The following is a 13,192-nucleotide window of genomic DNA, read 5'->3' on the forward strand; positions in this document are numbered from 1 at the left end:
CGGCTGGGGGAATTATGCGGTTTTAGGCGCGATCTGACAAGAAGAGGCGGCCTGGCGATGTCTCCCTGACTCCGTCTCTCCCTGATCCAATGAACGGGAGAGTGCGGGAGTGAAGGAGTTAGGGAGAACCGACAAAAACTCCTACACCTCCTCACTCTCCCTGACTCCGTCTCTCCCTGACTCCGTCTCTATTTCAAAACTCCCCTCGTCTCCTTCGCGATCATCAATTCTTCGTTCGTCGGTACGACCAGTATCTTATGTTTCCACGGGATATCGACCATCGAAAGGACCATGTCCCTGACGATCTGACTACGCTCCCCCACGCCGGCCGTAAAGATGACGGCGTCGACGCCGCCCATGATGCCGGCGAAGGACGCGATATAACGCGCGGCGTCATAACAATACATCTCCAGCGCCAGCTGCGAACGTTTTTTCTGTTCGACGGTGACGCGGCCCGGAAACGCGTAGCCCGGGATCTTGTGACCGGCCGCGACCAGCACGTCGCGCAGATCCTTGAAGCCGCTGATCCCCAGGAGGCCAGACTTCTTGTTCAGGATGTCGTCAACTTCGGCCTCGGTCAGTTTGAACGTGCGGATGAGATAGAGCGGAATGGCCGGATCGATGTCGCCGCAACGCGTGGACATGGTCAGGCCTTCGAGCGGCGTGAAACCCATAGTAGTCTCGATCGCTTTCCCGAATTTCACCGCCGTGATCGACGAGCCGGAGCCGAGATGGCAGGAGATCAGGCGTAGTTTCGAATACGGCTTCTCCAGGAGCCGCGCCGCCTCTTCAGTGACGTAGCGGTGCGAGATGCCGTGAAAACCGTACTTGCGGATCCGGTGCTTCGCGTAATACTCCCACGGCAGCGCGTACATGAAAGCGCGGCCGGGAATGGTCCGATAGAAAGCGGTGTCGAAAACCGCGACGTTCTTCACCCAGGGCATGAGCGCTCGGCAGGAATCGATGCCGGAAAGGTTGGCCGGATTGTGGAGCGGCGCCAACCGGTTGTACTTCCGGAGGCGCTTCAGCACGGCTGGCGTGATGACCGTCGGCGCGGTGAATTCCTCGCCGCCATGCACCATGCGGTGGCCGACGGCGCGGATCTTTTTCGGATCATAGCCACCAGCGCGCAAAGCCGCGAAAACTTCCTTGAGACCGGCCTTGTGATCGGCGACGCCCGCCGGATAGTCACTCCTCTTCTTGTCGCCGTTGACCTTGTATTCGAAAAAAGAATCACCGAGGCCAATGCGTTCGATTAGGCCGCCGGCTAATTCCTTGAGCGCCGGGCTGAACAATTTGAATTTCAGACTGGAGCTGCCGGAGTTGATGACGAGGATCATGGGAGTGCTGGAGTGAGGAAGTGCTGGAGTGTTGGAGTATCGACACTCCCGCACTTCCCCACTCCCGCACTCTCTTTGTAAATATCTATTCAACGATTTCTCCCTCGCCGCCCTTCATGTCCGCCCAGGCGGCGTTACCCTCGTCGGTGTCGAGATGCAGCGCGAGATCGAAAGTCGGATGGACGCGGATATTCACCTCTTCGAAGACGGTCGATCTGACGCCGGGAAGGCGGACCCGGACCTTGTCGCCGTTCTTGAGCCCGCGTTCGTTGGCCTGGGCGTCGGAAATATGGATGTGGCGCAGCGGCACGATGACGCCTTCCGCCAGATCGATCTCGCCCTTCGGACCCACAAGCTTGCAGCCCGGCGTTCCCTGGAGATCGCCCGAGAGCCGAAGCGCGGCCGGCACACCCAGCGCGAAACAATCAGTGCGCGACAATTCGATCTGCGTCTGACTGCGGCACGGACCGAGAGCGCGGATCTTGAACTCGCCTTTGGGGCCCCGGATGACCAGCGTCTCCTCGGCGGCCCACTGCCCGCGTTGCGACAGATCCTTGATGATCTTCATCTGATGGCCTGAACCGAACAGCTTATCCTGGTCGGCCTGGCTGAGATGAAGATGGCGGGCTGACACTTCGGCCCTGACCCTGCGGAGTTCCGGTTTCATAGCGTGCGGATGAGATTTCTTCTGTTGGAATTATACCATTTTCCAGCCCGGACCGGTAACGCAAGAACACCCCGCCAGAGCGAGGTGTTCGTCTTTTTTCAGCCTTCCCATTCGACCTTCAGCCGCGCACCGTCGCTGCTGATGTAGGCGGTCGCGGCATGGCAGACCGGACAAGTGCGCTTGCCGCCGTCCTTCTCCTTGCTCACCATGAACACCTTGCCGCAGACCGGACAGATGAGCGCCGCAGTCTCGCCGTTGAAATCGGCTTCCTTGGGCAGTTTGTCGGTCTCGAAACTTTTTGACTCCATAGGCGGTTATTTCTTGATCTCTTTCTTGGTTATCTCGATCGCGAAATCCGGACAGATCTGCTCGCAGGTCTCGCAGGCGATGCATTTCTCGATGTCGATGGTGATGGCCGCTTCGCCCAACTGGCCAAGCTCTTCTTTGTCCCAGGAGATGCATTTCACTGGACACTTCACGACGCACTCGCCACAGCTCTTACAGAGCCCGAGGAACCGCGTCGCCTTGACCTTGGCGTTCTCCGCGACCCGCGGCCGGAACCGGGCCAGGTCGCGATTCTCTTTCTGATTCTTGTCAGCCATAAATTTATTTGATCAGGTCGTAACCGGCCTGAAGCGCCTTCTGATTCAGGTCGCGCATCGCGGGATCGCGTTCATACTTCTCGCCGAAGACCTTCTCGAGCGCCTGGCCGAAAGCCTTGAGTCCCAGGTCCGGAATGGACCGCAGCATCGCGCCCATGATGATCATGTTGAACGTGCGCGGCTTCTGGAACTGGCTCCGCGCGATGGTCGTGGCGTCGATCGCCTGCGGCTTCCACTTCTCGATGCGGCTCAGATCCTTGACGAGGTAGCTGTTCACCACGATCCGCGTGCCGTCCTGCAGGTAATCGTAGATGCGTTCGATGGAACGCTGCGAGAGCACGACCCAGAGATCGGCCTTGTTGAACTTTGGGAACGGGATGCGGTCGTCGGAGATCTGGACGTAGGCCATGGAGACGCCGCCGCGCTTCTCCGTGCTGAAGAACGGCATGCAGACGGCGTGCTTGCCCTGGAGCCAGGCCGCGGTCGCGATGATCTCGGCCACGGACAATGCGCCCTGGCCGCCCTCGCCGCAGATGATGATCTTGTACGGTTCGGTCATAAGCGCGGGATCAATATTTCTTGACCGGATACGCCTTAGCCAGCGTCTTCTCGAGGAAATCGAAAGTTTCCTGCGGCTTGTCGAGCGTCTTCCAGTTCAGCGGGCACTGCGACAGGACCTCGACGAAAGCGAAACCCTTGCCGTCGAGCTGATGCTGGAGCGCGTCCTTGAGCATCTTGCGCAGGCCGAACTGGATCGTGGTGATGCTGCGCGCGACGAAGGCGGTCGGGTTGACGTTGCGGATGATCTCCGGCGCGTTGATGTGGTACTGGTCGGCGCCGCAGGGCGCGGTCTTGACCTTCATGCCCTGGAGCGTGGTCGGCGCCTCCTGGCCGCCGGTCATGGCGTAGACCGCGTTGTTCACGACGATGACCAGGATGTTCTCGTTGCGGATGGCAGCGTTGATGACGTGACTGAGGCCGATGGCGTAACCGCCGCCGTCGCCGACGTAAGCGATCGCGACCCCGGCGGGATTCGCCCGCTTGAAACCGACCATCGTCGGAATGGTCCGTCCGTGATGGGTCTCAATGGTGTCGAGATTGAAGAAATCCCAGGCCAGGAGCGAGCAGCCGATGTCCACGCCGAACGCGACCTTGGACTGCAGGCCGAGGTCGTCGATGGCGAAACCGAGCGCTTTGAGCACCTCGGGGTGTCCGCAGCCGGGACAGAAGATGTGCGGCTTGGAATCGACCCGGACGCACTTCGGAAAGGCCGACTTGACCGCTTGGTCCATGATATTTTCATTCATATGCAGGCGGTTATTTGCCGACGAGCGCCGCGATCTCCGACGGCAGGATGCCGATGGAGGGCCGGAAATATTCCTCGACCGGTCTGCTGATGTAGCCGCACAGCGCGTCCTTCACGAACCGGGCGAGCATGTTGTCAGCCGACTCCGCGACAATGATCCGCTCGGCACCCTTGGCCGCGCGGCGCAATTCCTCGACCGGGAACGGCCGGAGCGTGATCGGCCGGAACAGCCGGGCGCTCTTGCCGCCGAGCGCGTCGATCGCGGCCTTGGCGGCTTCGGAGACGATGCCGTGCGCGACGATGAGCGTCGCGGCTTCCGGCGCGCCGTACTCCTGGAATTCGACGATATCTTTGGCCGCGGCGTCGAAAGCGGCTTTGATCTCCATGTTCACAGCGAGCGTCTCCTCTTCAAGATTCAGGCAGTTGCGGAAACAGTCGTACTGCACGCCATCCTCGGCTATCCGCTGCGCAATCTCCGGCGATGGCATGACCTCGGCGAGCGGCCGCGTGCGGTTCTTCTCGAGCAGGTAGGCCTCGGTCGGCTCCATCTTGATCCCCCGCTCCTCGGGCGCGTAGATCTCGACCTCGCCCATCATCTTGGCCAGATAGCCGTCGCCCAGGAGAAAGGTCGGGAAGCGGTATTTCCAGGCGATGTTGAAGACCTTGATGCCGTAATCGTAGAGCTCCTGCAGAGTGGCCGGAGAATAGACGATGCGGTAGCCATTGCCGTTGCCGCCGAAGACGGCGAGATTGACCTCTTGCTGGGAATAAATGACAGTCGAGGTCGACGGTCCGCCGCGCTGCATGATGTAAGCGACGACCGGAAAGCGCATGGCTTCGGCCATGGAGAACGCGTCCTGCATCAGAATGTGTCCGGGACCGGCCGTAGCCGTGAACGAGCGCGTCCCCGCGAGCACGCCGCCTACGAGCATGAAGCCCGCGCCGATCTCGTCTTCGGCCTGCAGGAAAACCAGGTTGTCTTTCTTGCCCGCCTCGGAACAAGCCTCTTTGGCCCAGAAATGGGCGATCTCGGAGGTCGGCGTGATCGGGTAGCCGTAGAAAGCTCGCGCGCCCGCGGCCCGGGCGGCGCGACCGAGCGCTTCGTTACCGATGATGAATTTCTTTTCAGCCATAATCATTTTTGCTTGCGCGCGCGGCGCCAGCGGCCAAAGCCTTTTTTCTTCTCGCCATCGTTCTTCGTGGAATGGCCGAAAGTGTAATTGAAAGTGTCGTCCTTGATATTGCCCTTGGTCCGCAGATAGACCTCGCTCAAGAGGTATTTCACGGCGATGTTCAACCGACCGTCGCGCTCGAAGCGCCGCACCGAGACCGGGATCTCGTAGGTCTTGAGGATGCCGAACTTGGAGATCTTCGAAGCCCGGTTCACGTAATCATGATCCTCGGCGAAGCGGATCTCCTCATCGAATCCCTTGAGCTTTTCGTGCACGTCTTTGCGCGCGAAGATGCAGAAACCGGGCGCATGCGGCGTCGTCGCCTGCGTCACCCACATGAAATAATTGAAAGCCGCGTGGAAAACCTTGTCGACCTTGCGGTCGGACATCGGCTTGACCTTGCAGGTCGCGACGCCGAGCTTGCGTTTCTCGAACTCGGCCACGGTCATCTGCAGGAACCACGGGTCGGGCAGGATGACGTCGGCGTCAAGGAACAGCAGGACCTCGCCCTGGGCCGCCGCGGCGCCGCGATTGCGCCCCGCGCCCGGCATGCCGCCGTCGACCACGCGCGCGCCGAACGACTTGGCGATCTCGCGGGTATCATCGGTCGAATGGGCGTCCGCCACGATGACCTCGAAGTCCTTGTGGTTCTGCGCCTGGATCGAGCGCAGCAGGAGCGGCAGATAAGTCGATTCGTTATACGTCGGAATGATGACTGAAAGCATACCCCGTTAGAAGCCGATACTTATAGTGTCTGGAATTATAGCAAAATTCTTTCCATCGTGCCGACAGTTATCCACCTGAGCGGTCTCCGGCCGCGCGCGGACCGATATGCCGGAGATGATAGAGCGCGATGCCGGCGGCCACGGCGACGTTGAAGGAATTCTTGGCGCCGAGCATCGGAATCTCAAGAACGGCGTCCAGCCGGCGGCGCAGCGCCGGAGTGAGCCCCCGGATCTCGTTGCCGACCACGAGCGCGAGCGGGAATTTTTCCCGGGCGCCGGGCAGAGCGATTGCGCCGGACGCCAGCTCCAGGCCGACGACCCGGTAGCCGCGGCGGCGCAACTCCTCGACCACGCTCCAGGTGCGGGCGCGATGTTCCCATGGCACGGTCCGCTCGGCTCCGAGCGCGACCTTCTGGACGCCATGCTGTTCCGGCGTTCCGGTGATGCCGCAAAGATAGATCTTGGCCACGCCGAAACCGTCGGCCGTGCGGAACATCGACCCGACATTGTAGAGGCTGCGGATATTATCCAGGACCAGGACCAGATCGTCTTTCATATATAACGAAAGGATTATAGCTCAGTCGGACGACAAGATGAATGCGCCCGGCGGAGCGGCTGACCCGACCCCCTTGCTATCCCGGACGCTCTGGGCTATCTTTCAGCAAGAATAATATGAAATTCGGCGACCAGACCACCCTGAAGATCGACTCGGTCGACAAGAAAGGGCGCGGCTGCGGCCTCGTGAACGGCCGCGCGGCCTGCGCTTATTTCACCGTTCCCGGCGAAGAGATCGAAGCCGAGCTCATCGCGCGCAAACAAGGCACGCTGCTCTTCGAGACCCGCCGCGTCGCGACGCCGTCGCCGCGCCGCATCCCGGCTCCCTGCCCGAGCGCCGGTTCGTGCGGCGGTTGCCTGTGGCAGCAATTCGATTACAGCCTGCAGCTGGAACTGAAACGCGATCTCGTGAATCGCGCATTCCAAGCCGCCGGACTCGGCGAACGTCTCGATGCGGTCGTCCCCTGCCCCGAACTCTTCCGCTATCGCAACCGGATGGATTATTGCGTCGGGCCACGCGGCCAGGTCGGCCTGAAGAAACCGGGACGTTGGAACGCACACCTCGATACGCCGGAATGCCTGCTGCTCTCCGCGGACGCTGCGGAAATCATGAAGCGCTTCCGCGAATGGCTGAAAAAATTCGAGGTCAAACCCTGGAATGGCGCCAGCTACTCCGGCTACGCCCGGTATCTCGTGATCCGCGAAGGCAAGAACACCGGGGAGCGGCTGGTGACCATCGTCACGTCCGACGGTCCGCTGCCGGGCGAGGAGTGGCTGCTCGAAAACATCGGCGGCCTCGCGACCACGATCTACCACGGCATCAACGCCACGAAGACCGACCTGTCCATCACCCCGAACCTGCGGCTGCTTCAGGGTCCTCCGGACCTGCATGAGAAAATCGGCGGCCGGATCTACGCCATTCCGCCCAACTCCTTTTTCCAGACGAACACGCTCATGGCCGGCGAGATGCTCAAGACGGCCAAAGAATTCCTGGCTCCCCAACGCTGCGGCCGGCTGCTCGATCTCTATTGCGGCGTCGGCTTCTTCGGACTCGGCCTCGCGGATTCAGCCGACCGGGTCGTGGGCGTCGAGATCGACGCGCCGGCCATCGAAGCCGCGCGGCGGAACGCGGCCGCGAACGGCGTCGCCGCCGCCGAATACTTCGCCGCCGAAGCGGAAGGCCTGATCTGGAAGAACGAGAAACCGGACACGGTCATCGTCGATCCGCCGCGTTCCGGCCTCCACCCGAAGGTTGTCGCGACGCTGCTCGCCAATCTGCCCGAGCGTCTGCTCTACGTTTCCTGCAACTACGAAAGTTTCGCCCGCGACCTGAAGCCGCTCCAGGCCGCCTACGAGCTGAAGCAGATCCGCGCCCTCGACCTGTTCCCGCACTCGCCGCACGTCGAACTCGTCAGCCTGCTGGTCCGTAAATGAAAACCGGCTGATTCCGGACATCAACAAAAAAGCCGTCCGCGGAACGGACGGCTGAACTGAAGTTTTCTGACGCGCTGCTGAAAGATCTACGTCCAATGAAGGACCGAGGTTTCGATCGCTGAAAAATTGACACGGACAGCCGGTCGGATCGTCCGTCGAACAGCAAGACCTGACTTGAGATCGCTCCGACATCCTCCCGAACCGGTGCAAGCCGCCTGATAACCGACGCCGGCATCCTCGTATTCGTCGAGATAGTCGTTGACCCCCCGAAGAAGTTCCTGCCGTCGCCAATTCGCCGACCTGGTCCTGACATTCCTCATCCCAGCCTCCATTCCGAACAAAGAACTCTACCGCGTCCTCTATGGTCCGCAGTGGTGATCGAGATGATAAGGCTGCCGCCAGCTGCTGTCAAGCCGGACCAGACCACTGGCCAAAGACCGGCGGCTGCGATAAACTGCATTACGTTATGTGTCCAAAGAAAACAACCAAGAAGGCGGCCAGGAAGAAACCGGCCGCGGCGCTGAAAAAAACCGGCCTTGTGGTCATCGTCGGCCGTTCCAATGCCGGCAAGTCCACGCTTTTGAACGCGCTCGTCGGTTCCAAGATCGCCATCACCTCGCCCAAGCCGCAGACCACCCGCGACGTCATCCACGGCGTCGTCAATGACGAGCGCGGCCAGATCGTCTTCGCCGACACTCCCGGCATCTTCAAGCACGCCCCCGACCGGCTGACCTCGATCCTGAACGAGAAGGTCCGCGAGTCGCTCGAAGGCGTCGACGCCGTCATCTACGTGGTCGACGCCACGCGCCACGTCGGCGACGAAGAGCGCCTGATCCACCGACTGGTCGCCGCGGTCGACAAGCCGAAGATCCTGGTCTTCAACAAATCCGACCAGCATCTGGCCTACAAGGATGAATTCCTGGCCTGGCGCGATGAATTCGACGCCGTGATCGAGGTTTCGGCCAGCCGCGGCAAAAGCCTGAGCGCCCTCGTTGACGCCGTCTTTGAACTGCTGCCGGAATCCGAACCGCTCTATCCCCCGGACCGCATCACCAACATCGAGAACCGCACCTGGGTGGCGGAAATGATCCGGGAAAAAGTTTTTCTGACGCTCAACAAAGAACTCCCCTACTCGGTCGCCGTCAAGATCGACGAGATCGAGACTCGCGAGGACGGCCTGGTCTACATCCGCGGCCGCCTGCTCACCTCGCAGGCCCGCTACAAGAAGATGATCATCGGCCACGGCGCCGCCCGGATCAAACAGATCGGAACCATGGCGCGGCAGGAACTCGAAGAGGTCACCGGCAAGCGGATCTTCCTCGACCTTGAAGTGGAGATCGACGAACGCTGGATCGACCGCCCGTTATAATAAGGAAGCCTCTCGCCCGAACTAACCCGAAGCTACTTCATATGTCCAAGGAAAACCCGCTGTCGAATCCGGAAGCCGACCAGAACCAGCTGAACAATCCCGTGCCCTTCCGCGATTTCCGCTCTGGAGCCAGCTGGCGGATCTTCCGCATCATGGCGGAATTCATCGAAGGCTTCGAATTCCTGGCCGATCTCAAGAACGAAGTGACTTTCTTCGGCTCGGCCCGCACCCGCCCCGATCATCCCTGCTACCAGGAGGCACGCAAGCTCGGCAAACTCCTGGGCGAAGCCGGTTACACGATCATCACTGGCGGCGGTCCGGGCATCATGGAAGCCGGCAACCGCGGCGCGACCGAAGCCGGAGCCCAATCCGTCGGTCTGAACATCGAATTGCCCAAGGAACAGCGCATCAACCCGTTCGTCAAACGGTTCAAGGGCTTCTATTATTTCTTCACCCGCAAGGTGATGCTGTCGGCCTCGGCCCAGGCTTACGTTTTCTTTCCCGGCGGTTTCGGCACGCTCGACGAAATGTTCGAACTGATCATGCTCATCCAGACCAAGAAGATGATGCGGCTGCCGATCGTTCTCGTTGGCAAGGAATTCTGGAGCGGACTTTTCGGCTGGGTCCAAAAGGAACTCCTGAAGTCGGGTTACATCGACGAGGATGACCTGCGAATCATGACCGTCGTCGATTCGGCCGAGGAAGCTTTCGCCATCGTGAAAGAATCCAAAGAACGCAAATACTTCTAAAGCGCTCGCTCGCGACCGGCAAACGAAGCAAAAAAACGCTCGGCAAGATGCCGAGCGTTCGATTATTCAGGCCACCGGGAAACGGCCAGCCTGTCCGGAACCGACCAGCGTGCAGTCCACGTCGACGGGACCGAAGCCGGCGCCGTAAACGTCGTGCGGAAAAGTGACCATGACCGCCGTGCCGCGATTGTCCAGAATCGGATTCGTGATCCTGACCCCGAGCTGCAGCGGCTTGTGGCGGCTCAAGATGAGCTCTTCCAGGACCTCGGCCGTATCCGAAAGCAGCAGCCGATGTTCGCCGGTCTCGCCGTTCGGCGCGCCGAGGATGCAGAGGCAAGGTTCCGGGTCAGGGAGGATGGCCGGAGCTCCCGCGGGATCAACGAGGATCGACAGTCTGCTGTACAGCGCCAGGTGGGACGAGCCCAGGAGATACCCCGTGACCGTGACCGGACCGAGCGAATAGACCACCGAGCGTTCAACACCGCTGTTGCCATCGGCTCCGGCGGCGTAGCACTGCCAGGCTTGGCGCGAATGATCGCGTCCCGGATCCGGCCAGTCTAATTTCTTCGGATGCCCGGCCAGACTCACGGTCGGATGCCCGCGGCCGCAATAGACCCGGAATTGCTCGACCAGGAATTCGGTCGTCTCGACGAGCAATGGCAGGTCATAGCGCTTGCCCCACACCCGGATCAGGCCCAAACCCACGGTTTCTTTGACCATGTCTGACTCCTTTGAGAACTGTAAAAGAACAGGAGAGCTTAACACTTCCATCGGAATTTATCAATGCCTAGGCAGCGGACCGGCGTCCGGCCAGCCTGACCGTGGCCGGACCCAGCGCGTACCAAGCGAGTCCGAGAGCGGAGATGGCGGACAAGAAGAGGCCGACGCGATCGATGGCCGTGCGCCCGTAGATCAGGGTCGCATCGCCTGCTCCGTCGATATACATGAGCGCCGGCGAGACCTGCCGCACGCGCCGGCCGTTGCCGTTCCGGACCTGCCAGCCCGGAGCATAACCGCCGTTCAGGATGACCGGACCAGCAGACGCGTAAGACACCTGCCAACCGTTCAGAACGGCAACCGCGGGCTCGGACGTCGCCGCGGCCGGATCGCGAACGGCGAACTTCTCCATGATGCCGATGAATCGCTCCCAGCCGTCCGGCCAGGTCTCATAAAATTCCTGGCGCACCTGGCGCAAAGCCGTGATGACCTCCAGATCAGCGATGATCGTGGCCTCAGGCCAATCGCTGACACCAGCAGGCGCCGACCCCAAAAACACGACCGGCCGTCCCGCTGCCCGGATGATATCAAGCGTCGGCGCGGCGAGCCTCTGACCGCTGATCACGATCACGGAACAGCCGGCGAGTTCCTCCGCAGTTGCAGTCGCCGCGCGACCGCCATCGAGCAGCGGAAAATCAAAGGTCTTCTCGCCCGCATACAACATCATGGCCGCGTCGCGGAACTTCGCCTGGCCGCCGGCATCGAAGAAAATCCCGGGCCGGCGCGGCTCCGAACGGACCAACGCGCTGGCGCCCTGGACCGAATAGACGCGAAACGGTTCGACTCGTCCGATCTCGGCGCCCCCGAGAAGCGAAGCCAGCGTGGAAGCGAACTCCGGCGAATAAGCCACGATCGTGTCGACGCCGAACATCTTCAACCGCTCGAGATGCGCCGCCGGACCCTGCAGGATGAAGGGCTTCACGAGCCGCAGCCGGCGATCACCATGGACGAGTTCGCGGCCCTCGGTCAATCCGAGCACGGACGGCATGATGAACGGCGTGAGCGGCGATGACTCCACGTAAAGTCCGGTGATGACCGACTGGCCGTTCACGAGCGGCAGGCGGCTGCTGAAATAATGCAGCGATCCCAATAACGACAGACCGTCGGCCGGCGGCACTTGGACCAGGATACGCCGAGTCTCCCGCTGGCGCAGCAGCTCGACGACCTCGTCCGCCTGACGGGCCAGAGGAAAATCATCCCAGGACCAGGCCGCCGATAATCTGGAAACAGCAGTCTGGCCGGCGTCGGCCATAAGATCGAAGGTGAAAAAGAAATTGAACAGCAGCATCGCGGCCAGCAGCGCGCAATAAACGCGGCGGCGCGTTGATCCGACGGCCCAGGCGGACCACAGCCACTGAAAGAAAGCAGCGGCCGCGACGAGCAGCAGCACGAACAGGAACGGCAGCAGCCGCTGATAATGGAACTTGAAGGACGGCAAAAAGATCGGCAGCAGGGTCCGCGATAAAAAGACCGCCCCGAGCGCCGCCAAAAGATAGACCGGAAAATACCGCTTCTGACTGATCAGCACAAGGACTCCGCCGACGGCCGCAACGAGCAAGCCGAGCGCTCCCGGGATCAGATACGGGATCTGGAACGGAAAAAGCAGCAGGAACGAATTGACCGGCAGATTGGCTGCGCTCGAGATCTCCGACGAGGTCAAGCTGAGCCCGGCAATGAAAGGAAGAAGCCAGAACGAAGCCATGGCGGTGCCAGTCGAACCGAGCAGGACCAGATCCCGGATCAGCCGCCGCTCGCGCCGATGATAGATCAGGAAAGCGGCGTAGAAGATGCCGCCGACGAGATAACTGATGGTATGGGTGAGCGCCAGGACGGCCACCGTGAGCGCCAGCACGGCGCCAATCTTCCGCCCGCCGCGTGTCCGATACAGCTCCAGCAGCGCGAGCAGGACCAGGAGCAGGGAGATCCCGACCGTGCCGCTCACGAGGCCGGACCAGAGCGCGGCGCCGGCTCCGAAACCGATCACGGAATACAGTTTGGGATAAAAGATCAGCAGGCCGGAAAGCAGGATCGCCCAGCGCGCCGCCGGCCGCCCCAGATAAACCCTGGCGAGGAACCAGCTGCTGACGCACAGACCGAAAATCGCGGCGAAGATCGAAGCCCGAAACAGCAGGGCGAGCGGCAATGCTCCGCCGGTCAGCCGCCAGAATCCGGCGACGACGGCGAAATACAACGGCGCATAGAACCGGAACAGCGGCAGGCCGCCCAACCAGCCCCAAAAATAACCGGCCACGTGACCCTGCGGCAGATACTCGCGAGCCATCTGCGTGAGCGTCAGGAGATGCGCCGGCGTATCCCAGCCCGGAAGTTCGGCAGCGCGGAACAAGCCGCCGAAACGGACGATCATCAGCATCAGGATGCCGCCGAACAGCAGCAGCTCGATCATGGCTGAAGAGGCACCGGTATTTTTTCCGATCGGACCGGACGCAGCTGCCGCATCCCGGCCCTCGCGGTTTTTTTTCATATCCTCAACTTGTC

General features: G+C 61.3%; 15 protein-coding genes. 3 read left to right on the plus strand and 12 right to left on the minus strand.

The window, feature by feature from the left end; genetic code table 11:
• Positions 1–188 precede the first annotated feature (188 nt).
• The 9 genes from WCT10_01155 to WCT10_01195 all read right to left on the minus strand — a co-directional run bounded on the left by WCT10_01155 (position 189) and on the right by WCT10_01195 (position 6,368).
• Positions 189–1,340 carry an acetate kinase gene (locus tag WCT10_01155; GenBank protein MFA6603430.1) on the minus strand — a complete coding sequence of 384 codons (1,152 nt, stop codon included), beginning with the start codon at positions 1,338–1,340 and terminating at the stop codon, positions 189–191.
• An 85-nt stretch (positions 1,341–1,425) separates the two neighbouring features.
• Positions 1,426–2,007: a phosphate propanoyltransferase gene (pduL, locus tag WCT10_01160; protein ID MFA6603431.1), complete on the minus strand. Its 582-nt coding sequence runs from the start codon at positions 2,005–2,007 to the stop codon at positions 1,426–1,428.
• 98 nt (positions 2,008–2,105) lie between these two features.
• Positions 2,106–2,315 (minus strand): hypothetical protein, encoded by a 210-nt coding sequence (locus tag WCT10_01165; GenBank protein MFA6603432.1) that lies wholly within the window; start codon positions 2,313–2,315, stop codon positions 2,106–2,108.
• A 6-nt stretch (positions 2,316–2,321) separates the two neighbouring features.
• A complete protein-coding gene (locus WCT10_01170; protein MFA6603433.1) occupies positions 2,322–2,609 on the minus strand; it encodes a 4Fe-4S binding protein in 288 nt (95 codons plus the stop codon).
• A gap of 4 nt (positions 2,610–2,613) precedes the next feature.
• The gene (locus tag WCT10_01175) at positions 2,614–3,168 is read right to left on the minus strand and encodes a 2-oxoacid:acceptor oxidoreductase family protein (protein MFA6603434.1); all 555 of its coding nucleotides are present in this window, start codon (positions 3,166–3,168) and stop codon (positions 2,614–2,616) included.
• A 10-nt stretch (positions 3,169–3,178) separates the two neighbouring features.
• Positions 3,179–3,916 (minus strand): thiamine pyrophosphate-dependent enzyme, encoded by a 738-nt coding sequence (locus WCT10_01180; protein MFA6603435.1) that lies wholly within the window; start codon positions 3,914–3,916, stop codon positions 3,179–3,181.
• Between the two features lie 10 nt (positions 3,917–3,926).
• Positions 3,927–5,048 carry a ferredoxin oxidoreductase gene (locus WCT10_01185; protein ID MFA6603436.1) on the minus strand — a complete coding sequence of 374 codons (1,122 nt, stop codon included), beginning with the start codon at positions 5,046–5,048 and terminating at the stop codon, positions 3,927–3,929.
• A gap of 2 nt (positions 5,049–5,050) precedes the next feature.
• Positions 5,051–5,812, minus strand: coding sequence for a glycosyltransferase (locus WCT10_01190; GenBank protein ID MFA6603437.1), 762 nt, complete (start codon positions 5,810–5,812; stop codon positions 5,051–5,053).
• 67 nt (positions 5,813–5,879) lie between these two features.
• Positions 5,880–6,368, minus strand: a complete 489-nt coding sequence (locus WCT10_01195; GenBank protein ID MFA6603438.1) for an RNA methyltransferase — start codon at positions 6,366–6,368, stop codon at positions 5,880–5,882.
• 116 nt (positions 6,369–6,484) lie between these two features.
• Here WCT10_01195 and rlmD point away from each other — a divergent pair, with 116 nt between their 5' ends.
• Positions 6,485–7,801 (plus strand): 23S rRNA (uracil(1939)-C(5))-methyltransferase RlmD, encoded by a 1,317-nt coding sequence (gene rlmD / locus WCT10_01200; GenBank protein MFA6603439.1) that lies wholly within the window; start codon positions 6,485–6,487, stop codon positions 7,799–7,801.
• A gap of 86 nt (positions 7,802–7,887) precedes the next feature.
• Here the strand turns inward: rlmD and WCT10_01205 are convergent, their stop codons facing one another.
• Complete coding sequence (locus tag WCT10_01205) at positions 7,888–8,121, minus strand: hypothetical protein (GenBank protein MFA6603440.1); 234 nt, start codon at positions 8,119–8,121, stop codon at positions 7,888–7,890.
• A 146-nt stretch (positions 8,122–8,267) separates the two neighbouring features.
• Here WCT10_01205 and era point away from each other — a divergent pair, with 146 nt between their 5' ends.
• Complete coding sequence (gene era / locus WCT10_01210) at positions 8,268–9,170, plus strand: GTPase Era (protein ID MFA6603441.1); 903 nt, start codon at positions 8,268–8,270, stop codon at positions 9,168–9,170.
• Positions 9,171–9,211: 41 nt separating this feature from the next.
• Complete coding sequence (locus tag WCT10_01215; protein MFA6603442.1) at positions 9,212–9,919, plus strand: TIGR00730 family Rossman fold protein; 708 nt, start codon at positions 9,212–9,214, stop codon at positions 9,917–9,919.
• A 66-nt stretch (positions 9,920–9,985) separates the two neighbouring features.
• Here the strand turns inward: WCT10_01215 and WCT10_01220 are convergent, their stop codons facing one another.
• Together WCT10_01220 and WCT10_01225 are read right to left on the minus strand one after the other, a co-directional pair.
• Positions 9,986–10,639: a hypothetical protein gene (locus tag WCT10_01220; protein ID MFA6603443.1), complete on the minus strand. Its 654-nt coding sequence runs from the start codon at positions 10,637–10,639 to the stop codon at positions 9,986–9,988.
• Between the two features lie 67 nt (positions 10,640–10,706).
• The gene (locus tag WCT10_01225; GenBank protein MFA6603444.1) at positions 10,707–13,178 is read right to left on the minus strand and encodes a hypothetical protein; all 2,472 of its coding nucleotides are present in this window, start codon (positions 13,176–13,178) and stop codon (positions 10,707–10,709) included.
• Between the last annotated feature and the right edge of the window lie 14 nt (positions 13,179–13,192).

This window comes from Patescibacteria group bacterium, from assembly GCA_041667185.1.
Taxonomy (GTDB): domain Bacteria; phylum Patescibacteriota; class Patescibacteriia; order SG8-24; family SG8-24; genus JBAYFM01.